Annotated in this window: 2 protein-coding genes; one reads left to right on the top strand and one right to left on the bottom strand. The window is 45.9% G+C overall.

The features are described from left to right. On the top strand, positions 1–147 hold a 147-nt coding region (hemP, locus tag V7D75_RS06320; RefSeq protein WP_333613881.1), incomplete at its 5' end, for a hemin uptake protein HemP. 122 nt (positions 148–269) lie between these two features. Here the strand turns inward: hemP and V7D75_RS06315 are convergent. Further along, on the bottom strand, positions 270–907 hold a 638-nt coding region (locus V7D75_RS06315), incomplete at its 5' end, for a translocation/assembly module TamB domain-containing protein (protein ID WP_333613867.1).

Raw genomic sequence — 907 nt, 5'->3', positions numbered from 1 at the left:
CGTTATTTAAACTGCCGCGAAAACCGCTTGCCTACGCTGCAATCACAGCACCTATTTGCGCTAACCAAAGAAGTGCGTATCGAGCACGAAGGCGAAGAATATCGCTTACGCTTAACGCGCAATAACCGCTTAATTTTAACCAAATAAATCAACTGCTCACCGCATAAAAAAACGCCTTTATCAAAAGGCGTTTTTTATTGCATTAAATGAACCACTAACAAGCGACTTAAAAATCGACAGTATAGTAAGGCTATTAAAAGCTTAAGTGCTTAGAACTGCCAACTATAAACCACATCGACCGCGTTTTCCGCCGCTGAAGTTGCTTCGACGTAAATGCGGCGCGTTAGCTGATAACGGATAGATAGGCTATTTTGTGCATTAAACACCCCGACTCCGTAGCGAATATACAAATCAGGGGTCACATAACCAGTAACGTTGACGTTGGTGTCATCACTACTGCCTGATGCATCAACGGTTAGGCTTTGGAAGCCAAACGCTTGGCCTATTTGATTGGTCAGATTGCGCGTGCCACTCAGCCCAAAGCTTAGTCCCGCCGCCGCAAGGTTATTAGTCACCTGCGATTTAAAGCCTTGCTCACTGATTTGCGTCGCGCTCTTATTATTAATACGGCCCGTTATCAAGGCATTCATCGCTTGCTGCTGGGTTAAGCCAGCATTGTTAAAGACGATAATATTTGGATTTTCTGTATTGCCTTTAACGCGTACGCCGACGGTCTTACCGCTGATGGTTTTAACCGCCTCAATGCTCAGATTTGGTTTCATCACGTCGCCATTAAAACGCACCTGACCGTAATTCAGCTCTAAGCTCTGACCAAAAATATTGACATTGGTACGGCGAGAAACCTGCGCGACGCCTTTGGCGCGCATAACGCCTGTGCCATTTTGGG

The organism is Psychrobacter sp., from assembly GCF_036731945.1.
Taxonomy (GTDB): Bacteria; Pseudomonadota; Gammaproteobacteria; order Pseudomonadales; family Moraxellaceae; genus Psychrobacter.
Note: the sequence above shows the minus strand (reverse complement) of the source record. Positions and strands in the feature narration are given on the sequence as shown.